The sequence below is a fragment of the Billgrantia lactosivorans genome (assembly GCF_003254665.1).
In the GTDB taxonomy this organism is placed as follows: domain Bacteria; phylum Pseudomonadota; class Gammaproteobacteria; order Pseudomonadales; family Halomonadaceae; genus Halomonas; species Halomonas lactosivorans.
The window spans coordinates 907,301-934,151 of the sequence record NZ_QHGY01000001.1 but is presented as its reverse complement, the minus strand read 5'-3'; the positions used below and the strand labels follow the sequence as shown (position 1 = coordinate 934,151).

The following is a 26,851-nucleotide window of genomic DNA, read 5'->3' as shown; positions in this document are numbered from 1 at the left end:
GCAGCACGACTATTTCAATATATGATCTTTCCGACGAATTTGATGAGTAATAGTCATGGCTGACGTCAACATCCACTCGCTCAAGGCCCTGGCGATCTTCAAGACGTTGTTCGAGGCCGGCACCGCCTCCCAGGCGGCGCGCACGCTGGGCATCACCCAGTCGGGGGTGAGCCGCTCGCTGGCGCAGCTCGAGGAGAACCTCGGCATCCAGCTGTTCTTGCGCGAGAAGAACCGCCTGGTGGCGACGCCCGAGGCACGCGAGCTCTACGACGAGATCCTGCGCCTGATGGGCAATATCGAGGAACTGCGCCACAGCGTGCTGGCGCTCAAGGAGTTCGGTACCTCGCGGTTGCGCATCGCCGCGGTGCCGGGGCTGTCGTTCGGCTTCGTGCCGCGGCTGGTGGCGGCGCTGCTGGAGGAGAATCGCCAGTACAGCGTCAGCCTCGACATGATGTCGAGCCACGAGGTGCAGCTCGCGGTGGAGTCGAGCCACGCCGACATCGGCTTCGTCACACTGCCCATCACCTCGCGGGTGCTGCGGGTGGAGCCCTGGTTCACCACCGAGGCGGTGTGCCTGGTGCCGTCCGCGCATGCCCTGGCGGCACAAGAGCGGGTCGAGGTGCAGGACCTGCAAGGCCAGCACCTGGTGATCAGCAACCAGCCGAGCATCAGCACCAACCCGCTGCTCGAGCTGACCAGCCGGCACCGGGTACGGATCGCCGGCAAGACGGAGGCCAACATCGGCACCATCACGGCGCTGGTGGCCAACCAGGTCGGTATCACGGTGATGAACCCGATCACCGCCAGCGATCAGCTCGCGCCCGACGACGGCGTGGCGATGCGCCCCTTCGCCCCGGTCATGACCTTCAGCTTCGGGCTGGTCTGTCGCGACGACTGGAAGCAGGCCAAGGTGCTCGACTTCCTGCGCCGGCGCGCCAGGGCGCTGCTCGAGGCGTACCCGGCCATGGCGCTGGACGCGGCGCTGGGCGCGGAGTCGTAGCGGGGCAGGGCTGGCATCGACCTGGTCAGCGCCAGCGTTCGAGCAACTGGTAGTACCACATTCCGGCGGCCAGCAGCGGGTTGCCCAGGGCGTCGGCGAACGGCACCCGCACGTGGCGGCAGGCGGCGAAGGTATCGAACTCCTCCATGTGGCCGGCGATCGCCCGGGCCATGATCTCGCCGACGATGTGCGAGGTGGCCACGCCGTGACCCGAGTAGCCCTGGGCGTAGTAGACGTGATCCGACAGCCGGCCCAGCATCGGGATGCGGTTGACCACGATGCCGGCCATGCCCTGCCAGGCGTAGTCGATCGGCGTACCCGCGAGCTGGGGGAAGGTGGCCTCCAGGCGCGGGCGCAGCTCGGCGGCGATGTCGGGCGAGTCCCGGCCGGAGTAGTTGGCCCCGCCGCCGAACAGCAGCCGCCGGTCGGCGGTAAGGCGATGGTAGTCGAGCACGAAGCGAGAGTCGTAGACGGCCAGGTCCCGGGGGTTGAGGGCCTCGGCCAGCGCGCCCAGCGGTGCGGTGGCGACGATCCCGAGCGAAGCCGGGAACAGCCGGCCGCCCAGCCGGCGCCGCTCCAGCCGGTGATAGGCGTTGCCCGCCAGCAGTACCCGCCCGGCGCGCAGCGCACCGCTGGCGGTGACCACCCGCGGTGAGTCGCCGTGTTCGATGCGCACCACCGGGGAATCCTCGAACAGCCGGGCGCCCAGCCGCTCGGCGACGCGCGCCTCGCCGAGGCACAGGTTGAGCGGGTGCAGGTGCAGGTTGTAGCGGTTGAGCAGCCCGCCGTGGTAGCACTCGGTGCGGATGACGTCGCGCACCTGGTGCGCCTCGAGCAGCTCGACGTGTTCGCCCATGCCGTGCGCCTGGCAGGCCTCGAAGTCGGCCCGCAGCGCCGCCATGTGCGAGGGCCGCCAGGCCGCCTGCAGGTGGCCGTGCTTCAAGTCGCAGGGAATCGCGTACTTCGCGACCCGCTCGCGGATGATGCGCTGGCCGCGCCAGCGCAGCTCCCAGACGAAGTCGTCGGCGGCCTGGCCCAGGCTGCGGCGCATCTGCTTGCGCATGGCTGCCTCGCCGGAGAGGCTGCCGGTCACCTGGCCACCGTTGCGCCCGCTGGCGCCCCAGCCGATCCGGTTGGCCTCGACGACGGCCACGCGGTAGCCACGCTCGGCCAGTTCCACTGCCGTGGCCATCCCGGTGAAGCCGCCGCCGACGATGGCCACGTCGGTGGTTGCCTCTCCCAGCAGCCGGGGATAGCCGGTCTCCTGCTGGATCGAGGCGGTGTAGTAGGAGGCGCAGCGTGGCTCGGCCATGGTGACTCCCGCAGTTGAAAATACTCAACGAATGCTAGCACAGCCGCCGCTGCGGCCCTGACCGGGAGGGGCGGGTCGCGGCGCCGTCCAGCGGGCGAACTTTGCGCCTTCGGCGTCAGCCGGTAGAATGGGGTTTTTCGCGTTCGGCTCGTCATCCGGACTTCTCGCCGGGGCGAAGCAGGCCCTGCTCCGACCGGCTGCGTGCCAGCCCCGATGCAAGGAATACGTGCTGCAATGAGCTATCAGGTTCTGGCCCGCAAGTGGCGGCCGCGTACGTTCCACGAACTGGTCGGCCAGGAGCACGTCCAGCGTGCGCTGGTCAATGCGCTCGACCAGGGGCGCCTGCACCACGCCTACCTGTTCACCGGCACCCGCGGTGTCGGCAAGACCACTCTGGCAAGAATACTTGCCAAGTGTCTCAACTGCACGGCCAAGGGGTACGATGACGACGGCGTCACCTCCACGCCCTGCGGCCAGTGCGACAGCTGCCGCGCCATCGACGAGGGGCGCTTCGTCGACCTGATCGAGGTCGACGCCGCCTCGCGCACCAAGGTCGAGGATACCCGCGAACTGCTCGACAACGTGCAGTACGCGCCCACCCAGGGCCGCTACAAGGTGTACCTCATCGACGAGGTGCACATGCTCTCCACCAGCAGCTTCAACGCGCTGCTCAAGACGCTGGAAGAGCCACCGCCCCACGTCAAGTTCCTGCTCGCCACCACCGACCCGCAGAAGCTGCCGGCCACGGTGCTCTCGCGCTGCCTGCAGTTCACCCTCAAGAACATGCCGCCGGAGCGCATCGTCACCCATCTGGCCAAGGTGCTCGAGGCCGAGGGCATCGGCTTCGAGGAGAGCGCCCTGTGGCTGCTGGGTCGCGCCGCCGACGGCTCCATGCGCGACGCCATGAGCCTGACCGACCAGGCCATCGCCTTCGGCCAGGGCCAGGTGCGCCATACCGATGTCGCCGCCATGCTCGGCACCCTCGACCATCGCCACGTGCTGGCGCTGGTCGAGGCGCTGGCCGACGTCGATGCGCCGCGGCTGCTGGCCGAGATCGGCCGGCTGGCCGAACAGGGGCCGGACTTCGCCGCGGTGCTCGACGACATGACCGCCGTGCTGCACCGCCTGGCCGTGGCGCAGATGGTGCCGGAGGCGGTCGACAACGCGCACGGCGACCGCGAGACGGTGCTGGCCCTGGCTTCGCGCTTCACCGCCGAGGACGTGCAGCTCTACTATCAGATCGGTATCCAGGGGCGCGGTGACATGACCCACGCCCCCGACCTGCGCACGGCGCTGGAGATGACCCTGCTGCGCATGCTGGCCTTCCGCCCCCAGGGCGTGCCCCAGCCGGCGAAGACCCCGCTGCCGCTGCGCGGTACGGGGGACGATGCCCCCGCCGCCCCGGCAGGTGGCGACGACGAGTCGCCGCCCGCGGCCGAGGGCGACGGCGGGTCTAGGCCCACGGCGGCCGAGAGCCAGCCGCCGCCGGCGTCGGCGTCGAGCTCGCCGGCACCCGACGCCGAGGTCGAACGCGCGCCCGAACCGCCGCCGCCCTGGGAGGTGCCGGCCGACGAGGCTGCCACGCCAATGCCGGCGGCACCCGCCCAGGCGTCGACCCAGCCCGCGCCGGAGCCGGAGGAGGGCACGCCGATGGCCGCCGTCAGGCCGGCGTCGGCGCCCCCTCGCGACGCCACGCCGCAGATGGCGCCCCAGGCGGAAGAGGACGAAGTCGCCGTGCTCGAGGCACCCGAGCCCGACGGCGTGCCCGCCCAGGGGGTCGCCGAAGCGCCCAGGCCGCCGCCGGCCGCGGCCGCTGAGGGGGAGCGATTCGACCATGATCGCTGGCTGAAAGGCTTCGACTCGCTGGGCCTGGGAGGGCTGACACGCAACCTCGCCGCCCACTGTGTGGTCGAAGCCGATGACGGTCGCCGGCTGATGCTGCGCCTGGACCCGTCGCAGGAAGCGATGAATGCCGAGATTCACGTTCGCCGGGTGCAGGAGGCGCTGGCGGGCATCGGCGTTTCTCGCCAGCTCGTCATCGAGCCGGGGCCGCTGCCGGCGCAAGTGGAAACCCCCCGCCAGCGCGCCGACCGGATCGCCGCCGAGCGCCACGCCGAGGCCGTGGCGGCCCTCCGGCGCGACCCGCACGTCAGGCAGCTCGAGGAAAGCTTCGGTGCGCGCCTGATCGAATCGACCGTCAAGCCGGCGGAATCGGCGCCAAGGGCCTGACACCCGCAGTTTCACTTTGCCAAGCGAGAGGAACGACCATGATGAAAGGTGGAATGGGCAACCTGATGAAGCAGGCCCAGGAGATGCAGGAGAAGATGCAGCGTATCCAGGAGGAGATCGCCAAGGCCGAGGTGACCGGCGAGGCTGGCGCCGGCATGATCAAGGTGACCATGAACGGGCGCCACGACGTGAGCAAGGTCGATATCGACCCCAGCGTCATGGAGGAGGACAAGGAGCTGCTCGAGGACCTGCTGGCCGCCGCTGTCAACGATGCCGTGCGCAAGGTCGAGACCACCTCGCGCGCCAAGATGGAGGAAGCCACGGCGGGGCTGAACCTGCCGCCCGGTTTCAAGATGCCCTTCTGAGGCGCCGCCGGGCGCTGGTTCCCGGCACGCGGCGCGGACACACTCCCTAGAGGTATCGAATGAGCTTTTCTCCCCTTGTCGAGAGGCTGATGGAGTCGCTGCGGGTGCTGCCGGGCGTCGGCCCCAAGACCGCCCAGCGCATGGCGATGCACCTGCTCGAACGCGACCGCGACGGTGGCCGCCGCCTGGCCGCCACGCTCGAGCTGGCCCTCGAGCAGGTAGGTTATTGCCGGCGCTGCCGCACCCTCACCGAGGAGGAGGTCTGCACCCTGTGCACCAGCGCGCGGCGAGACGACAGCCTGCTGTGCGTGGTAGAGTCGCCGGCCGACCAGTTGGCCATCGAGGAGGCAGGGGGCTTTCGCGGTCGCTATTTCGTCCTCCACGGCCACCTGTCGCCGCTGGACGGCATCGGCCCCGAGGACATCGGGCTCGGCCAGCTCGAGGCGCGTATTGCCGAGGGCGGCGTCAGCGAGGTGATCCTGGCCACCAACCCCACGGTGGAGGGCGAAGCCACGGCGCACTACATCGCCACCCAGCTCATGCCGCATGGCGTCACCCTCTCGCGGCTGGCCTACGGCGTGCCCATGGGGGGCGAGCTCGAATACGTCGATGGTGGTACCCTCAGCCGCGCCTTCAATGGCCGCCTGCCGTTCCGCGGCGATTGACGCCGCCCCGTTCCCAGCGCTGGATGACTGCATGACCCTGACCCCCGAGATACGCTGGATCGACACGCCCGAGGCGTTGGATGCCGCCTGCGCCGAGGTGGCCCAGGCCGAGGTGATCGCGCTGGACACCGAGTTCTTCCGCGAGAAGACCTTCCACCCGGTGCCGGCCCTGATCCAGTTCTCCGCCGGTGGGCCGGCCTGGCTGGTCGACCCGCTGGCGGTCGACTGCACAGCCGCCTTTCGTCGCCTGCTGGGCGAGGGGCCGCTTAAGCTGCTCCACGCCAGCAGCGAGGACCTGGAGGTACTGGCGCACTGGGCCGGGGTCACGGTGGCCCCGCTGGTGGACACCCAGGTGGCCCAGGCCCTGCTGGGTGAGGATCCCGCCATGGGCTACCAGCGTCTGGTGCAGCACTGGACCGGCGAGACCCTGCCCAAGGACGAGACCCGCTCCGACTGGCTCCAGCGTCCGCTGAGCGAGGCCCAGCAGCACTACGCGGCGCTCGATGTCGTCTACCTGCTCAAGGTCTGGGAACAGCAGCGGGAGGCGCTGGAGCGGCAGGGGCGTCGCGAATGGCTGGAGGCCGATTGTGGTGAACTGATGGCCCAGGCGCTGCGCAGCGACGCGGCCGACGGCCAGTGGTACCGGCGCCACCGCCAGCTGTGGCGGCTCTCGCCGCGCCAGGTCGAGGCCTACCGGCTGCTGACCACCTGGCGCGAGGGCGAGGCGCGGCGACGCAACCTGCCGCGGGGCTGGCTGTTCAACGACCGGGTGCTCTACGGCATCGCCGAGCGCATGCCCGAGAATCGCCATCAGCTTGCCGAGGTCGACGACATCAAGCCGAGCCAGATCAAGCGTGACGGGGACACCCTGCTGACGCTGGTCAAGCAGGCGCGTCAGGCCGAGGTGGCGACGCTGCCGCCCAGCCAGCCGTCACCGCTGGGGGCAGACTACAAGCGACGCATGAAGGCCCTCAAGCGGGTCGTGAACGAACGCGCCGAGGCTCTGGGCGTAGCGCCGGAGGTGCTGATGCGCCGGCGTGATCTCGAGGCGCTGATCGCTGCCGACCTGGCTGGTCAGCCGCTGCCGCTGCCCGAGGGCTGGCGTGGCGAACGCCTGGCGGCTCCCCTGGCACAGGCCCTGGAAGAGGTGAAAGCCGAATGAACGATGAGCGCATGCAGGGCGACAAACTGCTGTGCGAGATCTACAAGAGCTCGCGCAAGGAAGAGATGTACCTCTACGTGGACAAGCGCCAGGGCCTGGCCGAGGTGCCCGAGGCGCTGCTCGAACGCTTCGGCAAGCCGGTCGCGGCCATGACCCTGATCCTGACGCCCGACAAGCCGCTGGCTCGCGCCAGGGCCAGCGACGTCATGGCCGCGATACGCGACAAGGGGTTCTACCTGCAGATGCCGCCGGCCAAGGAGGAGTACCTGCTGGACCTCTACCGCACGCCGACCCAGGCGCGTTATTGACCATGCGTGAGCGTTTCTGGGAGCGCTTCGACCTCGAGGAGCTCACCGACGAGGAGTGGGAGGCGCTGTGCGACGGCTGCGGCCAGTGCTGCCTGCTCAAGTTCCAGGACGAGGAGAGCGGCGACCTCGCCGTGCTCGGCGTGGCCTGCGAGCTGCTCGACATTCACCGTTGTCGCTGCAGCGACTACCCCAATCGTCAGGCTCGGGTACCAGACTGTGCCCGGCTCACGCCACAGCGCGTCGACGAGTTCCGCTGGCTGCCGAAGTCCTGCGCCTACCGCCGCATTGCGGAAGGGCGCCGGCTCGCCGGTTGGCATCCCCTGATTTGCGGCGACCCCGAGCGGGTGCATCGCAAGGGGATCAGCGTGCGCAGCTTCGCCATCTCCCAGCGGGAGGTGCCCGAGGAGGAACTGGAAGACCATATCATCGCCATACTGCCGATTGATGGTTGATCCCTCCCGGGGCTGAGCCAACCTGGTACCTCCCGAGCCTTCGCCTGAGACACGCCCTTTCGTTTTGGTATCAGCCCTCTGCTACGGCATTTTCACGCAAGATGCTGATGGCCATTTTTCCCATTCCCCATGATGCTGAGTGTTGCTCTATGTAATTTTATGTTGCATTCAGCAAGGCGATGCGAATGCCCTGGCTTGCCTGGGCAAGCTGATGGGAGGGGAACATGAAACGGATATGGATGACGACGGCAGGCCTGGCGCTTGGCGTCCTGACGACGAATGTTCTGGCACAGTCACCGCTCTGGAGCGAGCGCCTCAGCGACGAGGAAATGGCGGCGCGCTGGCATGCGCTGTTCAACGAAGGTGTCGTATTGAGCGATGAAGAGCTTAACGAACTGCTGGAGTGGCTGCCGCCGCCCGGTGCCGGTGGGGGGCTGGGGGCGGGGCTAGATGGTTCCCGGGGCGGCGAAGGGGGCCTTGTTCGCACCGGCACCACACCTTCCAGCGATAATGGCGACGGCGACAACGGCGGCGGCGACAACGGCGGCGGCGACAACGGCGGCGGCGACAACAGCGACGGCGACAATGGCGGCGGCGACAACGGCGGCGGCGACAACGGCGACGACGACGACGACGACGACGGCGACGGCGACAACGGCGACGGCGACAATGGCGGCGGCGACAACGGCGACGGCGACAACGGTGGTGACGGTGGAGGGGACAGCGGCGGCGACGGTGGTGGTGACAGCGGCGGCGACGGTGGCGGTGACAGCGGCGGCGACGGTGGCGGTGACAGCGGCGGCGCCGGTGGCGGTGACAGCGGCGGCGGCGGTGGCGGCACCATCGGCGGTGGCACGGGCAATGGTGGCGGTGAAGGTGGCGGCTCCGGCGGAGGCGGTTCCGGTGGAGGCGGCAGCGGCAGCGGCGGTGGCGGCAGCGGCGGCGGTGGCGGCAGCGGCGGCTCCGGCGGTGGCGGCAGCGGCGGCTCCGGTGGCGGCTCGGGCGGCGGCTCGGGCGGCGGCAGCGGCGGAGGCGCCGGAGGGGGCGGCGCCTGACCGCTCATCCCAAGGCAGAAGACCCGGCCACGTGCCGGGTCTTCTGCGTTCGGTCAGGGCTCCTTGTCGGCGAGCCCCAGCGCCCAGAGCACGAAGGCGTCCTGGCGCGCGTTGTCATGCCACGCCTTGAAGCGACCCGAGGCGCCGCCATGCCCCGCGGTCATGTCGGTGCGCAGCAAGATCGGGCCGCGGGCGGTGCCCATCTCGGTCAGCCGCGCATAGAGCTTGGCGGGCTCCCAGTAGGGAACGCGGGAGTCGTGCCAGCTGCCCTGGAGAAACAGGGCGGGGTAGGGTTGGGGGGAGAGGTTGTCCAGCGGCGAGTAGGCGCGGATGCGCTTGCGCGCGTCGGGCTCGTGGGGGTTGCCCCACTCGGTATACTCGGCGGTGGTCAGCGGCAGGTCGGGATTCTCCATGGTGCGCAGCACGTCGACGAAGGGCACGTCGAGCACGGCGGCGCAGAAGGCCTCGGGCGCCAGGTTGAGGCTGGCGCCGACCAGCAGCCCCCCGGCGCTGGCGCCGTAGGCGGCGATGCGCTCGCCGTCGCTGAATCCCTTCTCGACCAGCGCGTTGCGCGCGGCAAGAAAGTCCCGAAAGCTGTTCTCCTTGTGCTCCAGCTTGCCGGCCAGGTACCAGGGCTCGCCGCGGTCGCCGCCGCCGCGCACGTGGGCGACGGCAAAGGCGACGCCGCGGGCGAGCAGTTCGAGCCTGGCGACCGAGAACCAGGGATCGAGGACCTCGCCATAGGCGCCGTAGCCGTAGAGCAGGGTGGGCAAGGGGTGGCCGGCCAGGTCGGCGCGCATCACCACCGACACCGGGATTCGCTCGCCATCGTGGGCGCGGGCCCAGATGCGTTCGCAGCAGAGATCGGCCGGCTGCAGGCTGCCGTGGACCGGCTGTGACTTCAGCAACTGCCGCTCTCCGCTGTCGAGGTCGTACTCGAGCCAGCGTGCCGGCATGACGAAGGACTCTTCGCGCAGACGCAGCCGGCGGCTGTCGAAGTGAGGCACGTCGCCGAACATCACGCTGCAGGGGGATTCCGGCAGCGGCAGGCGTTCGTCGCGCCGCGCGGCATGGTCGGCGTCGAGCTCGACGACCCGAATGCGGACCTGGGCCTCGTGATGGTCGCGCTCGGTGATCGCCAGGCCCCAGTCGAAGGCTTCGACATACTCGAGCGTGGTGTCGTCGCGGTGGCCGATCAGCGGCTGCCACTCGGCCGTGAAGTCGTGCTCGCCGGTCACGTCCAGACGAAAGTGCGGTGCGTTGCGGTTGTGCACCACGTAGAAGTAGCCCGGGCGATGCTCAAGCCCGTACTCGACGCCTTTCTGTCGCGGCCGGAAGCAGCGCGGCGGCTGCTGAGGCGCCAGGGCCGGCAGCAGATAGCACTCGCTGGTGTCCTTGGAGGCGCTCTCCAGCACCAGCCACTGGCGGGAGCGGGTCTTGCCCAGCCCGAGCCAGAACTCGGGGTCGTCCTCGCGCAATATCAGTACCGGTTCGCCGGGCTCGCCTTCGCCGAGCGGCAGGCGCCAGATGCTGTCGGGGCGCTGGGTGGCGTCGTAGCGGGTGAAGAGCAGGGTGACGTTGTCCTCCGCCCACACCAGTTCGGGGCCGATCTCCTCCAGCAACAGGCGTGGCTCACCCTCGGGCAGCGCCTTGAGATAGAGCGAGAAACGCTCGTCGCCGCTGGTGTCCTCGGTCCAGGCCAGCCAGCGTTCGTCCGGCGACAGCGCCATGTCGCCCAGCTCCAGGTAGTGGTCCGGCGTGGCGCGAGCCTGCAGGTCGAGAAAGACGCTCGCTTGCGTTGGTTGGCCGTTGGGGTGACGCCACCACACCGGGTAATCGGCATCGGCCGCCGTCTCGCTCCAGTAGGTATAGTGGTCGAGAGCGGTGCGCAGGCCGTGAACTGCCAGTTCGCGGCGCGCGAGATGGCCGTGGTAGAGCCGCTCGATCAGGCTCCCGAGGGGCGCCATCCAGGCCTGTGATTCCTCGTTGGCGGCCTCGAGGAAGGCCTGAACGCGATCATCGTCGCGCTCTTCCAGCCAGTGCCACTCGGGATCCTCGGTGCGTCGAAATCGTTCGACAGGCGAAGGGAGGGGCTCGGGGGGAGGCGCAGCGGGAAACGGACGATGTGGCGGCTGTGCTTTCATTGGGGCGCGTGTACCATACTCAAGGTGACTTTCCATCCTGTACGATCCGCCGAGGGGCGGTCGCGACGCGAGAATGAGGTATCGATGCTGACATCCGATTCGATGTCCCTACTATGGCTGACCTATCTGGGTTTGTCGCTGGTGGTGCTGGTGACCGGCTACCTGGGGTTGGCCTTCCTGCCACGCCTGCTGCGCCTGCCGATCACCTGGATGGTGGCGGGCATCCTGCTGGTGCCGACCCGGTTCCGTTTGCCGCTGGTGGAGGAAGGGGAGTTCCACACCGGCCTGGCGCCGGCGGTGGTGGTGGCGGCCGTTGCCTTCCTCGAGCGCAATGGCCCGGTGCTGATGACCTCCGGCCTGTTGGTGGCCGCCGGGGCGCTGCTGGGCATTGCCGTCGGCATCCTCCAGGCATGGTGGTTCCGCACCGCCGCCACGCCCGGCGAAGAGGCGCGGGAGAAGAGTGGGCAGGACGATACCCAGCAGCACAATAACAGCAGGCGCGACGACCGACGTGGCGAGCAACCGCATCGGCCGCGGAAGCGCCGGGAGCCGAAAATCGGCTAGGGAGCCCCGATGGGGAGGGAGTGGAACAAGGTATGGCACAGGCTGGTCGGTTTGGTCGGCTGCCTGGTCGTGTCGAGCTGTCTGTCTGCCGCACCGCTCGAAGCGCACCCGGAAGTCCGGGTCATCGTCGATGTCTCGGGCAGCATGCGCCACAACGATCCCGACCAGTTGGCCACCGAGGCGCTGGAGCTGCTGGTGGCCCTGGTGCCCAGCGGAGCAAGGGCCGGGATCTGGACCTTCGGCGAGCGGGTGGCCAACCCGCTGCCGCCAGGGCCGGCCAATCTCGAATGGCGCGATCGCGCCAGGGCGCTGAGCCGCCTGCTGGTCGACTACCAGCAGTACACAGACATCGAGTCCGCCCTCAACCAGGCGGCCTCCGCCGAGGAAATCACGGGCCCGCGCCACCTGGTGCTGCTCACTGACGGCAGGATCGACCTGCCCGACTGGCGTGGCAACAAGCCGGCCATCGACCGGGCCTCGCGGGAGGCGCTGCTCGACGAGCTGGGCCCGAGGCTGGCCGAGGACGGCATCGTGGTGCATGCGATCGCCTTCTCCGACGAGGCCGACCTCGACCTGGTGGAGCGCCTCGCGCAGATGACCGGCGGGCTTTCGGCACCGGTCGCCGCCCCGGATGCCCTGCTCGGGGCCTTCCTCTCCATCGTCGACCGCATCTTTCCCAGCGACCGGGTGCCGATCACCGACCAGCGTTTTCTCATCGAGCCGGGCCTGCGCGGCTTTACCGCACTGCTGTTCCGCGGCGAGGAATCTCCGGAGCTGGTGGGGCCGGACGGCCGTCGCTACTCCGCCGACTCGCCTCCCGAGGGGGCCGAGTGGCGCAGCGAGTCGCGTTACGACCTCGTTCAGGTGCCCGACCCCCAGCCGGGGCAGTGGCGCCTCGAGGGGGCGCCGGGACAGGACAGCCGCATCACCGTCGAAGCGCCGCTCAGCCTGCAGACGGCCGGCGTGCCGAGCACGCTCTACCTGGGGTTCGACGTTCCGGTGGAGGCCTGGCTGGCTCGCGACGGGGAGGCGGTGGGGATCGACGAGCTGCCCGCGCACCTGCGCCTGACGGCGGAGCTGCACGACGCCTCGGGGGCGGTGCAGTCGGCCGTGGCCCTCAGCCAGCAGGAGGCGCGCTTCGTCGGCCGCTTGCCGGCGCCGGCCCTGGGCGGGACCGCCGAGTTCGTCGTGCGTGCCGAAGGCCAGGGCTTTCGCCGCCAGCGCGTCCAGCCCATCAACGTACTGCCGGCGATTGCCGCACAGCATGACGAAGCCGGCCAGCGGGTCCTGCTGACGGCCGAGCACCCCCAGCTCGATCGCGGCAACACGCGCCTGTTCGGCCAGCTTCAGGGGGCACGCCTGGAGGCGGAGCCCGAGGCCGAACGGCGCTGGAGCATGGCCCTGCCGGAGCTCGACATGGCGCTCAGCGTACCGCTGATCTTGCGCGGGGAGGTCACCCTCGAGGGCGAGACCCGCGAGCTCTACCTGCCGCGCCTGATGCTGTTCCCGACGCAGTCCACGGCGATCGACCAGGTCGATGCCAGCCCGGCGCTGGAGGTGGCGCGCTTCCACGAGGAGCTGTCGCCGGTGCGCCAGCGCAGCGGCTCGGCATCGGCGCTGCCGGAGCCGGTGGAGCGTGCCGTCAGGCACATGCAGGCCCTGCCGCGCATCGCCCAGGAGCGCTGGAGGGAGTGGCGCCCCCTGCTGGCCGGACCGCTCGAGGAGGCCTTGCGGGACGTGGATCGGCGCTGGCTGCTGCTGGGCGGGCTGCTGCTTGCACTGCTGGTAGTGTTACTGCTATGGAGAATCACGCGGCGTCGCCATACCGCGCCACGGGAGGAGCCGCATGTGTGAACTGTTGGGCATGAGTGCCAACGTGCCCACCGACATCTGCTTCAGCTTCACCGGCTTTCTGCATCGCGGCGGCGGTACCGGGCCGCACCGCGACGGCTGGGGCATCGCCTTCTACGAGGCGGGCGGCTATCGCGACTTTCGCGACCCGCATCCCTCGGTGCGTTCCCCCATTGCCAGGCTGATTACCGACTATCCGATCAAGTCGCACATCGCCATCAGCCATATCCGTCAGGCCAACGTCGGCGAAGTGCGCCTGGCCAATACCCACCCGTTCACCCGCGAAATGTGGGGCCGCACCTGGTGCTACGCGCACAACGGTCAGCTCGAGGCATGGCAGGAGCTGCCGCTGAGCTTCTACCGCCCGGTGGGCGACACCGACAGCGAACACGCCTTCTGCTGGCTGCTGGCCGCCCTGCGCGAGCGCTTCCCCGAGGCGCCCCCGCTGACGACATGCGACGCCAGCTTGAGCGAGCGTCACGCGGCGCTGTGGCGGCGGCTCCATGGCCTGTGCGAGACGCTGCGGGGCAAGGGCGTGTTCAACCTGCTGCTGGCTGACGGCGAGTTCCTCTACACCTACTGTTCGACCAAGCTGGCCCACATCACCCGCCGCGCCCCGTTCGGCAGCGCCGAGCTCTCCGATGCCGAACTCACGGTCAACTTCGCCGAGCACACCACGCCCGACGACGTCGTCTCGGTGATCGCCACCGAGCCCCTGACCTGCAACGAGGCCTGGGTCCGCATGGCGCCGGGCGAGCTGCTGGTGTGGCGCCACGGGCGTATCGTCGCGCGCCTGGTTGCCGAGTCGCCCGTCGGCCACTGAGGTCATGCTTCCGGGTGACTTGCCTTTCTCACGCCTTTTGCCCAGTTTGTCAGTCAAGGCGTTGCCAACGTTTTGGACGGTCTTGACTGAACGGTTGTTTCAATCGTGCGTTTTACAGCCGTGCCGTGCCTGGTATATCGTTAGGGGCCAGTCAAAATAACAACGGACGAGGTCGAGGGACGAGCGACCGCCGTCGACGATGCTGTGGAGATAGCGCCAATGAGTGAGCAAGCCAACGCCGGTATCCTCAACGGTCCCGAGCTGAAGGGCATGGAGAAGTATCGATCGCTGATGGACGTCTTCCATGCGGCGGTGAAACGCTTTGCCGACAACCCGGCATTCACCTGCATGGGGCAGACCCTCACCTTCGCCGAACTCGATCGACTCTCGGCCGATTTTGCCGCCTGGCTGCAGCACGAGACCGGGCTGCAGCCGGGCGATCGCATCGCCATCCAACTGCCCAACGTGCTGCAGTTTCCGGTAGCGGTGTTCGGCGCCCTGCGCGCCGGGCTGGTGGTGGTCAACACCAACCCGCTCTATACCGAGCGCGAGATGGCCCACCAGTTCAAGGACTCGGGGGCACGGGCGATCCTGATCCTGGCCAACATGGCGAGCAAGCTCGAGAAGGTGCTCGATCGCACCGACATTGAGCACGTGCTGGTCACCGAGCTGGGCGACCTCCACGGCTTCCCCAAGCGCTTCCTGATCAATGCCGTGGTCAAGCACGTCAAGAAGATGGTGCCGTCCTACTCGCTACCGATGGCGGTACCGTTCCGCAAGGCGCTGAAGGAGGGCGCCTCGCGCCAGCACCGCGAGGTTGAGCGGGGCCTCGACGACATCGCCGCGCTGCAGTACACCGGGGGCACCACCGGCATGCCCAAGGGCACCATGCTCACCCACTGCAACCTGGTGGCCAACATGCTCCAGGCAGAGGGGGCGATCGGGCCCGGCCTGGACCAGGGCAAGGAGGTGGTGATCGCGCCGCTGCCGGTCTACCACATCTACACCTTCACGGTGAACTGCCTGTTCTTGATGGAAACCGGCAACCACTCGATCCTGATCACCAACCCCCGCGACCTGGACAACTTCGTCAAGGAGCTGCAGAAGGTCAAGTTCACCGGCTTCATCGGCCTCAATACCCTGTTCAATGCGCTGTGCAACCGCGAGGATTTCCGCAAGCTCGACTTCTCGCGCCTGCATCTGACGATTTCCGGAGGCATGGCGCTGACCAAGGCCGTGGCGAACCGCTGGGAGGAGATCACCGGCTGTCCCATCGCCGAGGGCTACGGGCTCACCGAGACGGCCCCGATCGTCAGCTTCAACCCGATCGACGCCATCCAGCTCGGCACCATCGGCAAGCCGGTGGCGGGCACCGCGGTGAAGGTGGTCGACGCCGACGGCAACACCCTGCCGCTGGGCGAGCCGGGGGAGCTCTGCGTCAGGGGGCCCCAGGTGATGAAGGGCTACTGGAACCTCGACGAGGAAACCGCCAAGGTGCTGACCGACGACGGCTGGTTCCATACCGGCGACATCGCCGTGCTGCAGGAGGACGGTTACATCAGGATTGTCGATCGCAAGAAGGACATGATCCTGGTGTCGGGCTTCAACGTCTATCCCAACGAGGTCGAGGACGTCGTCGCCAAGCACCCGGGCGTGGTCGAGTCGGCGGCGGTCGGGGTGCCCGACGAGGACAGCGGCGAGGCGGTCAAGCTGTTCGTGGTCGCCCGGGACGAGAGCCTGGACGAGAAGAGCCTGCGCGAGTGGTGCAAGAAGGAGCTGGCCGGCTACAAGGTGCCCCGCTTCGTCGAGTTCCGCGACGAGCTGCCCAAGACCAACGTCGGCAAGGTGCTGCGGCGCCAGCTGCGCGACGAGCAGGAGCCGCGCTAGCACGGCACCGGTCCGACCTCGCGCCGCTGACATTGGCCGACTTCCGGCCCGCAGCGTTACAATGACCTGCCCGCCCCGGCACACCCGGGGCGGGCAGGTTTTTCCATGGCAAGAGGCGTTTCGTGAGCACCGCAACTCCCACTGGCTACACCGATGACAAGACCGAGCTGCGCCGCCTCGAGCGGGCGCTGGGCGAGGTCATGTTGCGCGACCGCGAGGCACTTGCGCGCCGGCTGAACAGCCTGGCGCGGCGCCTGCGGGAGGGCAAGCCGGTGGACCGCGGCCTGGCCGAGGCGGCCCGCGGCATCGAGCGCTCCGCGGCGCTGGCGGCCAGGCGCATGGCGCGCCCGGTGACGCTGAACTACCCTCCCGCGCTGCCGGTGGCCGAGCGCCGCGACGAGATCCTCGCCGCGCTGCGCGAGCACCAGGTGGTGGTGGTGGCCGGCGAGACCGGCTCGGGCAAGACCACCCAACTGCCCAAGCTGTGCCTGGAGCTGGGCCTGGGGCGGCGCGGCCTGATCGGCCACACCCAGCCGCGGCGGCTGGCGGCGCGCTCGGTGGCCACGCGTCTGGCCGAGGAACTCGAGGTGCCGCTGGGCGACCAGGTGGGCTATCAGGTGCGCTTCACCGACCAGACCGGCGACGACACCCTGGTCAAGCTGATGACCGACGGTATCCTGCTGGCCGAGACGCGCCACGACCCGGATCTCAGCCGCTACGAGGCGATCGTCATCGACGAGGCCCACGAGCGCAGCCTCAACATCGACTTCCTGCTCGGCTACCTCAAGCGCCTGCTGCCGCGCCGGCCCGAGCTCAAGGTAATCATCACCTCGGCGACCTTCGACGTGGCGCGCTTCGCCGAGCACTTCGCCCTGCCCGGCGCCGACGGCGAGCCCAGGCCCGCCCCGGTGGTGGAGGTGTCCGGGCGCACCTACCCGGTGGAGGTGCGCTACCGGCCGCTGGTGCGCGTGGAGGAGGACGAGGACGACCGCACCCTGCAGGAGGGCATCCTGCACGCGGTGGAGGAGATCGAGCAGATCGAGCGCGACAAGCGCTGGTTCCACGGCCCCCGTGACATCCTGGTGTTCCTGCCCGGCGAGCGCGAGATTCGCGAGACCGCCGACACCCTGCGTCGCGCCGAGCTCAAGGCCACCGAGATCCTGCCGCTCTATGCGCGGCTCTCCAACGCCGAGCAGAACCGCGTCTTCGCGCCCCACGCCGGGCGGCGCATCGTGCTGGCCACCAACGTCGCCGAGACCTCGCTGACGGTGCCCGGCATTCGCTACGTGATCGATCCGGGGCTGGTGCGCATCAGCCGCTACAGCTACCGGGCCAAGATCCAGCGCCTGCCGGTGGAGCCGGTCAGCCAGGCCAGCGCCGACCAGCGCAAGGGGCGCTGCGGGCGCGTAGCCGAGGGGGTCTGCATCCGCCTCTACGACGAGGAGGATTTCCTCTCCCGGCCCGAATTCACCGACCCCGAGATCCGCCGCACCAACCTGGCCTCGGTGATCCTGTCGATGCTGTCCCTGGGACTCGGCGACATCGAGCGCTTTCCCTTCGTCGACCCGCCCGACTCGCGCTTCATCAAGGATGGCTTTCGCCTGCTCTTCGAGCTGGGGGCGGTGGACGAGGGCAACCGCCTGACGCCGATGGGGCGCAAGCTCGCGCGCCTGCCGATCGACCCGCGCCTGGCGCGCATGGTGCTGGCCGGCGCCGAGCAGGGCGGCCTGCGCGACGTGCTGGTGGTGGTCTCGGCCCTGGCCGTGCAGGACCCCCGCGACCGCCCGGCGGAGAAGCGCGAGTCCGCCGACCAGGCCCACCGTCGCTGGCACGACCCTGACTCCGATTTCGTCGCCCTGCTCAACCTGTGGCAGGGCTTCGAGGCGGCCCGCGAGGAACTCTCCGGCAACCGCCTGCGGCGCTGGTGCAAGGAGCACTACCTCAACTACCTTCGCTTGCGTGAATGGCATGACACCTTCCGCCAACTGCGCCAGCTGCTGCGCGAGATGGAGATCGAGGTGCCGCCGCCCGCGCCGCTGCCCGAGCCTGGGCAAGACGGAGAAGGGCATGACCAGGCTCGTCAGCAGGCGAGCCGGCAGAGTGCCGTGCAGCTGCACAAGGCGCTGCTGCCGGGGCTGCTCTCGCACCTGGGCATGCTCACCGAGAACCGCGAGTACCTGGGCGCGCGCAACCGCAAGTTCGTCATCCACCCGGGCTCGGGGCTGGCCAGGAAGTCCCCCAAGTGGCTGATGGCCTTCGAACTGGTCGAGACCACCCGGCTGTTCGCCCGCACCGTGGCCAGGATCGAGCCGCAATGGATCGAGCCGGCGGCCGGGCATCTGGTCAAGCGCAGCTACAGCGAGCCGCACTGGGAGATGAAGCGTGCGCAGGTGGTGGCCAGGGAGCAGGTCACGCTGTTCGGCCTGCCCATCGTCAGCGGGCGCAACGTGCACTACGGCCCCATCGCCCCGCGTGAGGCGCGCGAGCTGTTCATTCGCCGCGCCCTGGTGGAAGGCGATTTTCGCACCCAGGGCGAATTCTTCGACTACAATCGCGCCCTGGTGGCGGAGGTCGAGGAGCTCGAGGACCGGGCTCGCCGGCGCGACATCCTGGTCGACGAGGAGACCCTGTTCGCCTTCTACGACGAGCGAATTCCCGAGGACATCGTCAACGGCAAGGGCTTCGAGGCGTGGCGCAGGAAGGCCGAGGCGCAGGACCCCGGCATCCTCAAGTTCGACCGTGCCGCACTGCTCGCACGGGTGGCGGCGGAGGTCACCGAGACCCAGTATCCCGACGAGCTGGTGCTCGGCGGCGTGCGCTACCCGCTCGACTATCGCTTCGAGCCGGGGGCGCCGGACGACGGTGTGACCCTGACGGCGCCGGCCGCGATGCTGCCCCAGCTGCCGCGGGCACGACTCGAGTGGCTGGTGCCGGGGCTGCTGCGCGAGAAGTGCATTGCGCTGCTCAAGTCGCTGCCCAAGGCGATCCGGCGCCAGGTGGTGCCGATCCCCGATTGGGTCGACGCCGCACTGGAAACGCTGACGCCCGACGACGTCCCGCTCAGCGAGGCGCTGGGCGAGTTCCTGCGCCGCCGCACCGGGGTCCGGGTGCATCCCGACGACTGGCGCTACGACCAGTTGGAGCCGCATCTGGTGATGAACGTCCGCGTGGTCGACCACCAGGGGCGGACGCTGGGGCAGGGGCGCGACGTACGCGAGCTCGAGCGACGCTTCGAAGCCGCGGCGGGCGAGGGCGCCCGGGCGCTGGCCGCCGAGGTGAGCGAGGCGCCCGACGTCGATGGCCTGCCGGAATCGCCGCTGCCGGCCTCGCGGGTGACCACCCAGGCGGGCATCCGGGTCGAGGCCTATCCGGCCCTGGTACCGGAGGGCGACGCCTTCCGTGTCGAGCTGTTCGATCACCCGGGCAAGGCCGAGCAGGCCCATCGACGCGGCGTGGTGCGGCTGGCCATGACCCGTCTGCCGGACCAGGTGCGTGCCATCCAGCGGCTCAAGGGGCTCGAGGCGTGTGCGCTGCTGTTCACCAAGGTGGGCAGCAAGCGCGAACTGCTCGACGACGTGGTCGAGGCGGTCTTCGCCCGCAGCGTGGCGAGCGCACCGCTGCCGCGCTCGGCCGGCGAGCTCGCGGCGCGGCTCGAGGCGACCCGTGCCGAGCTGTTGCCGACCGCCGAGGCGCTCGTCGCCACGCTCAAGCGCTCGCTCGAAGGCCACCTGGCCGTGACCAAGGCGCTGAAGGGCAACCTGAACCTGGCGCTGGCCCTGGTATACAGTGACATCAAGGCACAGATGCAGCGGCTGGTGCATCCCGGCTTCGTCTGCGAGGCGGGCGAGTGGCTCGAGGAGTACCCGCGCTACATGGAGGCGGCGCTGATCCGGCTGGAGAAGGCGCCGCGCGAGCGCATGCGCGACCAGATGCACATGCAGGAGGTCCAGGACTTCGAGGCGCGCCTGGCGGCACGACGCGAGAGCCAGCGCCGCGGCGGCCACGAGGATCCCGAGCTGGTGGAGTTCGGCTGGTGGATCGAGGAGCTGCGGGTGTCGCTGTTCGCCCAGCAGCTCGGAACCCGCATGCCGGTTTCCGTCAAGCGCCTCGAGCGGCGCTGGGCAGAGCTGGTGGGGCATGGTCAAGGCTGATCTTGGCATGCCGACATACGAGACATCAGGCATCGCTGCGCCGATGCCGAACCTGCGGCGAGATGGCCGCACGAGGGAGAAGATGATGACAGACGTCGTGATTACCGGTACGGGACTCTTCACGCCGGAGCACGCCATCGACAACGATGCCCTGGTGGCCTCGTTCAATGCCTGGGTGGACGCCGAGAACGCACGGCACGCCGCCGCCATCGAGGCCGGCGAGCGCGAGCCGCTGCCGCACTCCAGCAGCGATTTCATCGTCAAGGCCTCGGGTATCCACAGCCGCTACGTGATGGATGCCGCCGGCATCCTCGACCCCGACCGCATGCGTCCACGCCTGCCGCAGCGCGGCAACGACGAGCCTTCGATCCAGTGCGAGATGGGACTTTCAGCCGCGCAGCAGGCGCTTTCGGCCGCCGGCGTCGAGGCCGGCGACATCGACATGGTGATCGTGGCCTGCTCCAACCTGGAGCGTGCCTACCCGGCGGTGGCGGTGGAGCTGCAGGCGCGGCTGGGGACCCGGGGGCACGCCTTCGACATGAACGTGGCCTGCAGCTCGGCGACCTTCGCCATCGACCTGGCGGCCAGCGCCATCCGCGGTGGCAACATCCGCCGCGCGCTGGTGGTCAATCCCGAGATCTGCTCGGCCCACCTCAACTTCCGCGACCGCGACAGCCACTTCATCTTCGGCGATGCCTGTACCGCCATCGTGTTGGAGGATGCCGCGCTGGCGACCGCCGGGACCCGCTTCGAGATCCTGGGCACGCGCCTGGCCACGCGCTTCTCCAACGCCATCCGCAACAATGCGGGCTTCCTCAACCGGGTCACCGACAGCGACCCCCTGGCCAGCGACAAGCTGTTCGTGCAGGAAGGCAGGCGCGTGTTCAAAGAGGTCTGCCCCATGGTGGCGGCGCTGATCAGCGACCACCTGGCCAGCCTCGGGCTGTCCGGAGAAGCGGTCACGCGCCTGTGGCTGCACCAGGCCAATCGTCACATGAATGACCTGATCGCGCGCCGCGTGCTGGGCCACGATCCCGAGCCGGGCCAGGCGCCGATCATTCTCGACCGCTACGCCAACACCAGCTCGGCGGGCTCGATCATCGCCTTCCACCTGCACCATGCCGACCTGTCGCCGGGTGCATTGGGGGTGGTCTGCTCGTTCGGTGCCGGGTACAGTGCCGGCTGCGTGGTGGTGCGTCGTCTGTGATGCATCGCCTTACGCCAACACCATGAGGAGAGGTATCCGATGGTCGTCAAGCAGACCGGTTTTGTCACCCGCCTCCTGGTCGCCCTGGCGGCACTGGCCCTGCTGGCGGGCTGTGCCGGGCGGGTGGCGGAGGAGGATCGCCACCCCGACGACCCCTGGGAGGGCTTCAATCGCCGCGTGTTCTCGTTCAACGAGGCGATCGACCGGACGGTGCTCAAACCCGTCGCGCGCGGCTATCGCCGCGTGACGCCGCAGCCGGTGCAGACCGGCGTCGGCAACTTCTTCTCCAACCTCGGCGAGATTCGCACCACGCTCAACAGCCTGCTGCAGGCCAAGCCCGCCAATGCCGGGCTCTCCACCTCGCGCTTCCTGATCAACTCGACGGTGGGCATCGCCGGCCTGTGGGACTTCGCCACCCACATGGGGATCACCGCCGACGAGGAGGATTTCGGTCAGACCCTGGGCGTCTGGGGCGTGGACGAAGGGCCCTACCTGGTGCTGCCGCTGCTGGGGCCGAGCACGGTCAGGGATACCTCCGGCCTGCCGCTCGACATGTACACCTATCCGCTGACCTACGTCGAGGAGGATCAGGTGCGCTACGCGTTGACCGCGCTGCGCATCATCGACGTTCGGGCCGGTTTCCTCGACCAGGAGGAGATGATCCGCGGGGACCGTTATGTCTTCATTCGCGATGCCTACCTGCAGCGCCGGCGCTTCGAGGTCTCCGACGGCGAACAGGGCGACGACCCCTTCGCCAGCGACGACTTCGATTTCGACTTCGACGACGCCGACTTCGATGACGGTGAGTTCGACGATGCCGACTTCGCGGATTGAGGCCTGAGCCGATGGATGCACGCAAGCCGTTGATCGGCTTACTCGACGAGCCCGGCGCCTATCGCGATGCCCTGGCCGACACCATCGCCCGCGACGGTCTGGCCGTGTATGCCGCGGAACGCCTCGAGGACCTGCCGCCGGAAACGGTGCTGGTGGTGGCCCATGCCCAGGCCATTCCCAGCCTGGCGTGGTCGAGCCTGACGGAACGTTTGCCCACCGTCGTGGTCAGTGATTCACGCCTCGATGCCGACCTGCTGACGGCGGTCGACGTGGGGCTGGTGGATTACGTCGTCGAGCCCATGCGCCATGGCCAACTGCTGCGGCGAATGATCCGCAAGGCGATCGAGCTGCGGCAGCTGGAGGACGAGCGCAAGCACGATCGCGAGCGGCTCGCTCAGCTCAATGCGCACCTCGAGGAGCTCAACGAGAGCCTCGAGACGCACCTGGCGCTGCTGCGGCTCGACCAGCAGGCCGGGGGGCAGATACAGCGCAAGCTGCTGCCGCCCCATCCCCAGACCATCGCCGGCGTGACCTGCGATTACTGGTTGATTCCGTCGCTCTACCTGTCGGGGGATTTTCTCGATTTCCAGCGCTTTGACGATCGCTACACGCTATTCTACTTTGCCGATGTGTCCGGGCATGGGGCCTCTTCCGCGTTCGTCACCGTCCTGCTCAAGTATCTGTTCAATGGCTGGCTGGGCGACTGGGATGGCAGCCAGCCGGAGGCGCTGCCGGCGCGCTGGCTGGCGGCGCTCAACCGGGAGCTGCTCGACGCCGGGATCGGCAAGCATGCCACGCTGTTCGTCGGCGTCATTGACCAGCAGACCCGCGAGCTTCACTATTCGCTGGGCGCACAATTGCCGAAGCCACTCCTGGTGGCGGACGGACAGGTGCAGGAACTGCCCGGCGAGGGCATGCCGGTGGGCCTGTTCCCCGACGTGGAATATCCACGTTTGAGGTATAGGTTACCGTCGGACTTCCGGTTATGGTTGTGTTCGGATGGAATACTGGAGTGCCTGCCGGGCGAAACGCTCGACGCGCGGCTCAGGGAACTCGAGCAACGAGTGCTGACCTGTACGACGTTGGAGCGGCTTCGCGACAGCCTGATGCTGGACACTCCCCGTGACATCGATGCCGAAGGGGATGACGGCGGCCAGGAACTGCCCGATGACCTGACGATCATGATGTTGAGCGGATTTGGTAATGATCACGAATGAGGGCCGCGTCCAGGCGGCGTTCGACTCCGGTGTCTTCGTGCTCAAGCTGTGCGGCGACGTACGCTTGACGCTCTGCGCGACGCTGGATACCCAGGCTCAGCAGCTTGCCCGTACCCCGGGGCTGCAATCCCTGATGATCGATCTGCGCGAGGCCACCAACGTGGACTCCACCGCCCTGGGCTTCCTGGCCAAGGTGGCGATGGCGGTCAAGGACCGCATCCTCTACAAGCCCACCATCGTGGTGAACAACCCCGACGTGCGTCGCATGCTCGAGGTGATGGGCTTCGACCAGTACTTCGCCATGGTGGACGCGCCGCTCACCGAAGCCTGCGAGCTCAGCGACCTGCCCGAGGTTCCCGCCGACATGGAGGAGATGCGGCGACGCATCCTCGAGGCGCACCGCATCCTGATGCGCATGAGCGAGCACAACCGCGAAGAGTTCCAGCCGCTGGTCGAGATGCTGGAGGCGCAGGAAGCCTCGCACAGCGACAAGTCCTAGCCCGGTGGCCATCGACGTGGCGTCGGGTCTCGACGCCACGCCTGCCGCCCCCCCGGCGGCGACCTCAGCCGTTATTGGCGCAGATCACCCAGCAGCTTTTCCAGCTTGCGCTGGTCGGCGGCGAACTTGCGTATGCCCTCGGCCAGCTTCTCGGTGGCCATGGCGTCCTCGTTCATCTCCCAGCGAAACTCCGCCTCGTCCTGGGGCTCCGGCGGGGAGGTCTCGGCGTCGACCGGGCTCAGGCGGCGTTCGAGCCGCTCGTGGCGCTCGGCCAGCTCGCCAAGCAGGGCGGGGGAGATGGTCAGGCGATCGCAGCCCGCCAGCGCCAGGATCTCCCCGACGTTGCGGAAGCTGGCGCCCATCACGATGGTGCCGTAGCCATGGCCCTTGTAGTGCTCGTAGATGCGTCGGACCGACTTGACCCCCGGGTCGTTGTCGCCGCTGAAGTCGGCGTCCGGCCACTCCGCGCGGTACCAGTCGAGGATGCGGCCGACGAAGGGCGAGACCAGGGTCACGCCGGCATCGGCACAGGCCTGGGCCTGGGCGAAGCTGAACAGCAGGGTCAGGTTGCAGTGGATGCCCTCCCGCTCCAGCTGGCGGGCGGCGCGAATGCCCTCCCAGGTCGAGGCGATCTTGATCAGGATGCGCTCGGGCCCGATGCCGTGGCGGTCGTAGCGCTCGATCAAGGCGCGCGCACGGGCCAGGGTCGCCTCGGTATCGAAGGAGAGCCGGGCGCTGACCTCGGTCGAGACATAACCGGGCACCAGGCTGCTGATCTCGCTGCCGATCTCCACGGCGACGGCATCCAGGGCGTCGTCGATGTCGGTGGCCTGCCGGGCGATCTCCCGCAGCCGCTCGCGACGGCCCTCGTGCTGGGCGGCCTGCAGGATCAACGATGGGTTGGTGGTGGCATCGGTGGGCTGAAAGCGACGGATGGCCTCGATATCTCCGGTGTCGGCCACCACGGTGCTCATCGTCTTGAGTTGACTAAGCAGGTCCTCTGCCATTGCGGTCTCTCCTGAGTGTCGGTATCGGGCCACTTTAGCAACTGGGCGGGAAGGCGAACAGACGCCTGGGCGACGCAGGCCGTCGTGAGTTGCGCTATGATTAGCCTCCTAGCTATTTCTTCACCGAGCTCGCAACGGAGTTCCCTTGGCACTCACTCCCCGCCGCGTGGCGCTGCTGGTGGCAACCAATACGGCGCTGGCGCCTTTCGCCATCGACGCCTATCTCCCCGCCATGGCGGCACTGGCCGCCAGCATCGGCGCCAGTATCCACCATACCGAACTCTCCTTGAGCGCCTTTCTGGCCGGCTTCGCCCTGGGCCAGCTGCTGTTCGGCCCGCTCTCAGATCGGGTGGGGCGCAAGCCGGTGCTGCTGGGCGGCCTGGTGGCCTTCCTCCTGGCCAGCCTGGTGATCACCACCGTCGACTCGCTGGCGGAGCTGCTCGCCTGGCGCTTCGTGCAGGCGCTGGGCGGCGGGGCCACGGTGGTCAACTCGGCGGCCATCGTGCGCGACTGCTTCAGCGGTCGGGAGGCGGCCAAGGTGATGTCGACCATGGCGATCATCATGCTGCTGGCGCCCCTGGTGGCGCCGGTGGTGGGCAGCGGCCTGCTCTACCTCGGCGACTGGTGGCTGATCTTCGTCTTCCTGGCCGGCTATGCCGCCTTCCTGATGTGGCTGATGGGCACCCGGCTGCCCGAGACTCGGCCCCCCGGGGCACCCGCCGCCTCGCCGCGCCAGATGCTGGGCAACTACCTCAGCGTGCTGCGCCACCGCGAGGCCATGGGCTACGTGTGTGCGGCCTCGATGTCCTTCGCCGGGCTGTTCGCCTTCATCACCGCCTCGCCGTTCCTCTACCTGGAGCACTACGGGCTGAGCCCCGGGCTCTATCCGCTGGTGTTCGGTGTCAACGTAATCGCCATGGCGGCCTCCAATCGTCTCAACATCCGCCTGCTGCGCCGCCGCACGCCGCAGCAGAACCTGCGCCTGGGCCTGGCCATCCAGTTGGCGGCGGCGAGCGGGCTCGCCCTGCTGGTGGCCACGGGGCTGGAGTCGCTGTGGAGCATGGTGCCGCTGATCATGCTGTTCGCCGGCACCATCGGCCTGGTGGCGCCCAACGCGATCTCCTCGCTGCTCGATCACTTCCACCACATGAGCGCCACGGCGGCGGCCCTGCAGGGCAGCATCCAGTTCTCCTGCGGGGCGCTGTCAGGGGTGCTGGTGGGTGCCTTCCAGATCGACAGCGCCTGGCCCATGGTCGCCACCATGCTGGCGGCGTCGCTGGCAGGCAACCTGGGGCTGCGCCTGCTGTCGGCCCGGGGCGGTCATGCCTGACCTCTGGCTGTCGTGGCTCGACATGACCTCGGCCACCTGGTTCGGCTGTGCGCTGGTGCTTGCCCTGGGCGCCTTCGTGCAGCGTGTCACGGGCTTCGGCCTGGCGGTGATCGGGGCGCCGCTGCTGCTGATGCTCGAACCCCGGCTGGTGCCGGTGATCCTGGTGCTGTTCGGCTTCACCGTGTCGCTGATGATGGTTCGCCACTACCGCCACGAGGTGCGCCTCGGCGAGATCGGCATGGCGCTGCTGGGGCGCCTGCCCGGCAACGGCCTGGGGCTGTGGCTGCTGCTCGCCGCTCCCATGGCGGTGCTCGAGCAACTGATCGCCGCGAGCGTGCTGTTCGCGGTGGCGGTGACGCTGTTCCGCCTGCGCCTGCCGGTCAACCGGGTGAGCCTGTTCGGCGCCGGGGTGCTGTCGGGCATCTTCGGCACCGTGGCCGCCATCGGTGGGCCGCCCATGGTGCTGTTGATGCACGGCCTGCCGCCGGACCGCCTGCGCGGCAACCTGGCGGCGTTCTTCGTCATCACCGCCAGCCTCACCCTCGCCACCCTGGCGCTGGCCGGTCAGGTGCGTCCATGGCACCTGGGGCTCGCGCTCACCTTCCTCCCGGCGATACTGCTGGGCAACGCCCTGGCCGACCGTATCGCCCATCGCCTCGATCGTCGTCAGCTGCAAGGCGCCTCGCTGGCGCTGTGCACGATGGCGGCGCTGGGGCTGCTGATCTGAGGGCGCGACAAAGTTCGGTCACATTGTCACGAAGCTGTCATGGAGCTGCGGCATCTTATGCC

22 protein-coding genes are annotated in these 26,851 nt (G+C 68.8%); 19 read left to right on the top strand and 3 right to left on the bottom strand.

What is annotated here, in order from left to right; all coding sequences use genetic code 11:
* Positions 1-55 precede the first annotated feature (55 nt).
* Positions 56-1,000 (top strand): LysR family transcriptional regulator, encoded by a 945-nt coding sequence (locus tag DIS04_RS04170; RefSeq protein WP_111412439.1) that lies wholly within the window; start codon positions 56-58, stop codon positions 998-1,000.
* A 25-nt stretch (positions 1,001-1,025) separates the two neighbouring features.
* On the opposite strand, the gene DIS04_RS04165 is transcribed toward DIS04_RS04170, so the two are convergent.
* Positions 1,026-2,312 (bottom strand): NAD(P)/FAD-dependent oxidoreductase, encoded by a 1,287-nt coding sequence (locus DIS04_RS04165; protein ID WP_111412438.1) that lies wholly within the window; start codon positions 2,310-2,312, stop codon positions 1,026-1,028.
* 234 nt (positions 2,313-2,546) lie between these two features.
* Here DIS04_RS04165 and dnaX point away from each other — a divergent pair, with 234 nt between their 5' ends.
* From dnaX to DIS04_RS20405, 7 genes are all read left to right on the top strand, one after another.
* Positions 2,547-4,541, top strand: a complete 1,995-nt coding sequence (gene dnaX, locus DIS04_RS04160; RefSeq protein ID WP_111412437.1) for a DNA polymerase III subunit gamma/tau — start codon at positions 2,547-2,549, stop codon at positions 4,539-4,541.
* Positions 4,542-4,579: 38 nt separating this feature from the next.
* Positions 4,580-4,906 carry a YbaB/EbfC family nucleoid-associated protein gene (locus DIS04_RS04155; RefSeq protein ID WP_111412436.1) on the top strand — a complete coding sequence of 109 codons (327 nt, stop codon included), beginning with the start codon at positions 4,580-4,582 and terminating at the stop codon, positions 4,904-4,906.
* 59 nt (positions 4,907-4,965) lie between these two features.
* Positions 4,966-5,571: a recombination mediator RecR gene (gene recR / locus DIS04_RS04150; protein ID WP_111412435.1), complete on the top strand. Its 606-nt coding sequence runs from the start codon at positions 4,966-4,968 to the stop codon at positions 5,569-5,571.
* 31 nt (positions 5,572-5,602) lie between these two features.
* A complete protein-coding gene (gene rnd / locus DIS04_RS04145; protein WP_111412434.1) occupies positions 5,603-6,733 on the top strand; it encodes a ribonuclease D in 1,131 nt (376 codons plus the stop codon).
* Positions 6,730-7,041: a YcgL domain-containing protein gene (locus DIS04_RS04140; protein WP_111412433.1), complete on the top strand. Its 312-nt coding sequence runs from the start codon at positions 6,730-6,732 to the stop codon at positions 7,039-7,041. The genes rnd and DIS04_RS04140 overlap by 4 nt, the downstream gene beginning before the upstream one ends.
* A gap of 2 nt (positions 7,042-7,043) precedes the next feature.
* Complete coding sequence (locus DIS04_RS04135; protein ID WP_111412432.1) at positions 7,044-7,493, top strand: YcgN family cysteine cluster protein; 450 nt, start codon at positions 7,044-7,046, stop codon at positions 7,491-7,493.
* Positions 7,494-7,717: 224 nt separating this feature from the next.
* Positions 7,718-8,548, top strand: coding sequence for a hypothetical protein (locus DIS04_RS20405; protein ID WP_162623013.1), 831 nt, complete (start codon positions 7,718-7,720; stop codon positions 8,546-8,548).
* Positions 8,549-8,601: 53 nt separating this feature from the next.
* On the opposite strand, the gene DIS04_RS04125 is transcribed toward DIS04_RS20405, so the two are convergent.
* Positions 8,602-10,692 (bottom strand): S9 family peptidase, encoded by a 2,091-nt coding sequence (locus tag DIS04_RS04125; RefSeq protein WP_111412431.1) that lies wholly within the window; start codon positions 10,690-10,692, stop codon positions 8,602-8,604.
* Between the two features lie 84 nt (positions 10,693-10,776).
* On the opposite strand from DIS04_RS04125, the gene DIS04_RS04120 reads away from it, so the two are divergent.
* The 9 genes from DIS04_RS04120 (at position 10,777) to DIS04_RS04080 (ending at position 23,725) form a co-directional block, all read left to right on the top strand.
* On the top strand, positions 10,777-11,256 hold the full coding sequence (locus DIS04_RS04120; protein WP_111412430.1) for a hypothetical protein: 480 nt from the start codon (positions 10,777-10,779) through the stop codon (positions 11,254-11,256).
* A gap of 9 nt (positions 11,257-11,265) precedes the next feature.
* Positions 11,266-13,110 carry a vWA domain-containing protein gene (locus tag DIS04_RS04115; protein WP_111412429.1) on the top strand — a complete coding sequence of 615 codons (1,845 nt, stop codon included), beginning with the start codon at positions 11,266-11,268 and terminating at the stop codon, positions 13,108-13,110.
* The gene (locus DIS04_RS04110) at positions 13,103-13,930 is read left to right on the top strand and encodes a class II glutamine amidotransferase (protein ID WP_111412428.1); all 828 of its coding nucleotides are present in this window, start codon (positions 13,103-13,105) and stop codon (positions 13,928-13,930) included. Before DIS04_RS04115 ends, DIS04_RS04110 begins: the two co-directional genes overlap by 8 nt.
* A gap of 219 nt (positions 13,931-14,149) precedes the next feature.
* A complete protein-coding gene (locus tag DIS04_RS04105; protein WP_111412427.1) occupies positions 14,150-15,817 on the top strand; it encodes an AMP-binding protein in 1,668 nt (555 codons plus the stop codon).
* 122 nt (positions 15,818-15,939) lie between these two features.
* Complete coding sequence (hrpA, locus tag DIS04_RS04100) at positions 15,940-19,968, top strand: ATP-dependent RNA helicase HrpA (protein ID WP_111412426.1); 4,029 nt, start codon at positions 15,940-15,942, stop codon at positions 19,966-19,968.
* Positions 19,969-20,053: 85 nt separating this feature from the next.
* On the top strand, positions 20,054-21,175 hold the full coding sequence (locus DIS04_RS04095) for a beta-ketoacyl-ACP synthase III (RefSeq protein ID WP_111412771.1): 1,122 nt from the start codon (positions 20,054-20,056) through the stop codon (positions 21,173-21,175).
* A gap of 39 nt (positions 21,176-21,214) precedes the next feature.
* Complete coding sequence (locus DIS04_RS04090; protein ID WP_111412425.1) at positions 21,215-22,009, top strand: MlaA family lipoprotein; 795 nt, start codon at positions 21,215-21,217, stop codon at positions 22,007-22,009.
* Positions 22,010-22,020: 11 nt separating this feature from the next.
* Complete coding sequence (locus DIS04_RS04085) at positions 22,021-23,226, top strand: PP2C family protein-serine/threonine phosphatase (RefSeq protein ID WP_111412424.1); 1,206 nt, start codon at positions 22,021-22,023, stop codon at positions 23,224-23,226.
* On the top strand, positions 23,213-23,725 hold the full coding sequence (locus tag DIS04_RS04080) for an STAS domain-containing protein (protein ID WP_111412423.1): 513 nt from the start codon (positions 23,213-23,215) through the stop codon (positions 23,723-23,725). Before DIS04_RS04085 ends, DIS04_RS04080 begins: the two co-directional genes overlap by 14 nt.
* Positions 23,726-23,796: 71 nt before the next feature.
* Here DIS04_RS04080 and tal read toward each other — a convergent pair whose 3' ends face one another.
* Positions 23,797-24,732: a transaldolase gene (tal, locus tag DIS04_RS04075; RefSeq protein ID WP_111412422.1), complete on the bottom strand. Its 936-nt coding sequence runs from the start codon at positions 24,730-24,732 to the stop codon at positions 23,797-23,799.
* Positions 24,733-24,877: 145 nt separating this feature from the next.
* On the opposite strand from tal, the gene DIS04_RS04070 reads away from it, so the two are divergent.
* Positions 24,878-26,062 (top strand): Bcr/CflA family multidrug efflux MFS transporter, encoded by a 1,185-nt coding sequence (locus DIS04_RS04070; RefSeq protein WP_111412421.1) that lies wholly within the window; start codon positions 24,878-24,880, stop codon positions 26,060-26,062.
* Positions 26,055-26,789, top strand: coding sequence for a sulfite exporter TauE/SafE family protein (locus tag DIS04_RS04065; RefSeq protein ID WP_111412420.1), 735 nt, complete (start codon positions 26,055-26,057; stop codon positions 26,787-26,789). The genes DIS04_RS04070 and DIS04_RS04065 overlap by 8 nt, the downstream gene beginning before the upstream one ends.
* Positions 26,790-26,851: the final 62 nt, after the last annotated feature.

Excerpts from the sequence above, each read along its gene's own strand:
- DIS04_RS04170 (WP_111412439.1), top strand. The coding sequence starts at position 56 with ATGGCTGACGTCAACATCCACTCGCTCAAGGCCCTGGCGATCTTCAAG.
- DIS04_RS04165 (WP_111412438.1), bottom strand. The coding sequence starts at position 2,312 with ATGGCCGAGCCACGCTGCGCCTCCTACTACACCGCCTCGATCCAGCAG.
- dnaX (WP_111412437.1), top strand. The coding sequence starts at position 2,547 with ATGAGCTATCAGGTTCTGGCCCGCAAGTGGCGGCCGCGTACGTTCCAC.
- DIS04_RS04155 (WP_111412436.1), top strand. The coding sequence starts at position 4,580 with ATGATGAAAGGTGGAATGGGCAACCTGATGAAGCAGGCCCAGGAGATG.
- recR (WP_111412435.1), top strand. The coding sequence starts at position 4,966 with ATGAGCTTTTCTCCCCTTGTCGAGAGGCTGATGGAGTCGCTGCGGGTG.
- rnd (WP_111412434.1), top strand. The coding sequence starts at position 5,603 with ATGACCCTGACCCCCGAGATACGCTGGATCGACACGCCCGAGGCGTTG.
- DIS04_RS04140 (WP_111412433.1), top strand. The coding sequence starts at position 6,730 with ATGAACGATGAGCGCATGCAGGGCGACAAACTGCTGTGCGAGATCTAC.
- DIS04_RS04135 (WP_111412432.1), top strand. The coding sequence starts at position 7,044 with ATGCGTGAGCGTTTCTGGGAGCGCTTCGACCTCGAGGAGCTCACCGAC.
- DIS04_RS20405 (WP_162623013.1), top strand. The coding sequence starts at position 7,718 with ATGAAACGGATATGGATGACGACGGCAGGCCTGGCGCTTGGCGTCCTG.
- DIS04_RS04125 (WP_111412431.1), bottom strand. The coding sequence starts at position 10,692 with ATGAAAGCACAGCCGCCACATCGTCCGTTTCCCGCTGCGCCTCCCCCC.
- DIS04_RS04120 (WP_111412430.1), top strand. The coding sequence starts at position 10,777 with ATGCTGACATCCGATTCGATGTCCCTACTATGGCTGACCTATCTGGGT.
- DIS04_RS04115 (WP_111412429.1), top strand. The coding sequence starts at position 11,266 with ATGGGGAGGGAGTGGAACAAGGTATGGCACAGGCTGGTCGGTTTGGTC.
- DIS04_RS04110 (WP_111412428.1), top strand. The coding sequence starts at position 13,103 with ATGTGTGAACTGTTGGGCATGAGTGCCAACGTGCCCACCGACATCTGC.
- DIS04_RS04105 (WP_111412427.1), top strand. The coding sequence starts at position 14,150 with ATGAGTGAGCAAGCCAACGCCGGTATCCTCAACGGTCCCGAGCTGAAG.
- DIS04_RS04095 (WP_111412771.1), top strand. The coding sequence starts at position 20,054 with ATGACAGACGTCGTGATTACCGGTACGGGACTCTTCACGCCGGAGCAC.
- DIS04_RS04090 (WP_111412425.1), top strand. The coding sequence starts at position 21,215 with ATGGTCGTCAAGCAGACCGGTTTTGTCACCCGCCTCCTGGTCGCCCTG.
- DIS04_RS04085 (WP_111412424.1), top strand. The coding sequence starts at position 22,021 with ATGGATGCACGCAAGCCGTTGATCGGCTTACTCGACGAGCCCGGCGCC.
- DIS04_RS04080 (WP_111412423.1), top strand. The coding sequence starts at position 23,213 with ATGATCACGAATGAGGGCCGCGTCCAGGCGGCGTTCGACTCCGGTGTC.
- tal (WP_111412422.1), bottom strand. The coding sequence starts at position 24,732 with ATGGCAGAGGACCTGCTTAGTCAACTCAAGACGATGAGCACCGTGGTG.
- DIS04_RS04065 (WP_111412420.1), top strand. The coding sequence starts at position 26,055 with ATGCCTGACCTCTGGCTGTCGTGGCTCGACATGACCTCGGCCACCTGG.